Genomic DNA, 1904 nt, shown 5'->3' with positions numbered 1-1904 from the left:
GGCGTCGGGCAGGGTCACCTGGTAGGCGCCGATGTGCTGGGTGATGCCGCCCGCCTCGCCGGCGACCACGTCGGCGCCGCGGATGGCGTCGAGCAGCGAGGTCTTGCCGTGGTCGACATGGCCCATGATGGTCACCACCGGCGGCCGCGGCTGCTTGGTCTCGGCGGCGTCCTCGTCGTCGCCGATGCCGATCTCGATGTCGGCGTCGCTGACGCGCTTGATGGTGTGGCCGAACTCGGTGACCAGCAATTCGGCGGTGTCCTGGTCGATGGTCTGGGTGAGCGTAACCGGGCTGCCCATCTTGAACAGGGCTTTCACCAGATCGGCGCCGCGCTCGGCCATGCGGTTGGCGAGCTCCTGCACGGTGATCGCCTCGGGCACGACGACGTCGCGGACCTGCTTGGCGGCGGGACCGGCGGCCATGTGGGCGCGCTTCTCCTTTTCGCGGGCGCGGCGCAGCGCGGCGAGGCTGCGGGTGCGGCTGTCGTCCTCGCCGGTCAGGGCGCGGCTGACGGTCAGCTTGCCCGACTTGCGGTGATCCTCGCGGCCGCGGCAGTGGCGGGCGGGCTCGGGGCGCTTGGCTGCCGGAGCATGGCCGGGGCGGCGGAACGCGCGCTCCTCTTCCTCGTCGGCGGCGGCGGCCGGGGCTGACGCAGCTTCGGGCTCGGCCGGAGCGCGCGCGGCCTCCTCGGCGGCGCGGGCGGCGGCTTCGATCGCGGCTTCCTCGGCGCGGCGGTTTTCCTCTGCGCGGCGGCGCTCCTCCTCGCTCGCCGACGAGCGGGCATGCTCCTCGCGGCGGCGCGCTTCCTCGAGCGAGGACATGCGCGCTTCCTCGGCCTCGCGCAGCAAGCGGGCCTGGGTTTCCTTGCGGGTGGTGATGTCGTCGGCCGGCGCGCGGCGCGGCGGCGCGGCCGGCGCAGGGGTGCGGGCGACCGGCGCCGCGGCCGGCTTGGGCACTTCGGGAACGGGCGTAGGCGCGGCGGCTGCCGGCGGATCGCCGGGGCGGCCGAGGATGCGGCGCTTCTTGACCTCGACCACCACCGTGTTCGAGCGGCCATGGCTGAAGCTCTGCTTGACCTTGCCGGTCTCGACCGTGCGCTTGATGCCCAGCGACGGCCGGGTGCCCAGCTTCGGCTTGTCGGTCTGATCGGTCATTCTATTCCTTCGTTCAATTCTTTGTCGTCAAGCTCGGGCCGAGCCGCAGCCGAGGCGGGTTCGCCGCCGTCTAGCCCGGACAAGGGGTCAGTGAAAGCGCGCCACCGGGCAAGCGCGTGCGAGACGCGCGAGGCGGCAGCGGGATCGGTCAGTGCGACATGTACCACATTTTCGCGCCCCAAGGCCATCGACAAGATCGATCGGCTTTCGGGAAAGATAAGTCCGCGTTCGTTGCCCCCGCCGACCCGCCACGCCTGGTCGAGGCGGCGGTTGCCGTCCTCCCCGGCGTCGGCGGCGTGAACCAGCAGGTGAACCTTGCCGGCGCGGGCGGCGGCTTCAACCCGCTCGGCGCCGTTGATCAGGGTCCCTGACTTGGCTTCCATGCCGAGGCGGTCGAGCGCGGCCTGGCGCAGCGCCGCGGCGGTTTTCTCGCCGAGGTCGGCGGGAACCGTGAGGTCGTTGGTCTTGAAGGCGCGGGCCAGCGCGGCCCTCAACTTGCCCTTGGAGTTCGCGGCATCGAGCTCGGCGCGGCCGACCGCAATCCACGCCCCGCGGCCAGGCGCGCGGGCACGGACATCGGGCGCGACCGACCCGTCGGGGCCGAGCGCGAGCCGGATCAGCTCACTCCGGCTGCCCTTGCGGCGGGTCAGCACGCACGTCCGTTCGGGAACATGCGCCTCGCGCTCGAGCGTCAGGCCCTCAGCGGTGTCATTCGGAGGATTCCGCAACGGCGTCCTCCCCGGTTGGGT

Annotated in this window: 2 protein-coding genes; both read right to left on the bottom strand. The window is 72.4% G+C overall.

Annotated features, from left to right (window positions below; genetic code table 11):
* Positions 1 to 1155 (bottom strand): translation initiation factor IF-2 N-terminal domain-containing protein (locus RMP08_RS01350; protein ID WP_310467154.1); only part of this gene is annotated, 1155 nt, incomplete at its 3' end.
* Positions 1152 to 1883 carry a DUF448 domain-containing protein gene (locus RMP08_RS01345; RefSeq protein ID WP_310467152.1) on the bottom strand — a complete coding sequence of 244 codons (732 nt, stop codon included), beginning with the start codon at positions 1881 to 1883 and terminating at the stop codon, positions 1152 to 1154. The genes RMP08_RS01350 and RMP08_RS01345, both read right to left, overlap by 4 nt.
* Positions 1884 to 1904: the final 21 nt, after the last annotated feature.

The sequence above is a fragment of the Sphingomonas sp. genome (assembly GCF_031426035.1).
Taxonomy (GTDB): Bacteria; Pseudomonadota; Alphaproteobacteria; order Sphingomonadales; family Sphingomonadaceae; genus Sphingomicrobium.
Note: the sequence above shows the minus strand (reverse complement) of the source record. Positions and strands in the feature narration are given on the sequence as shown.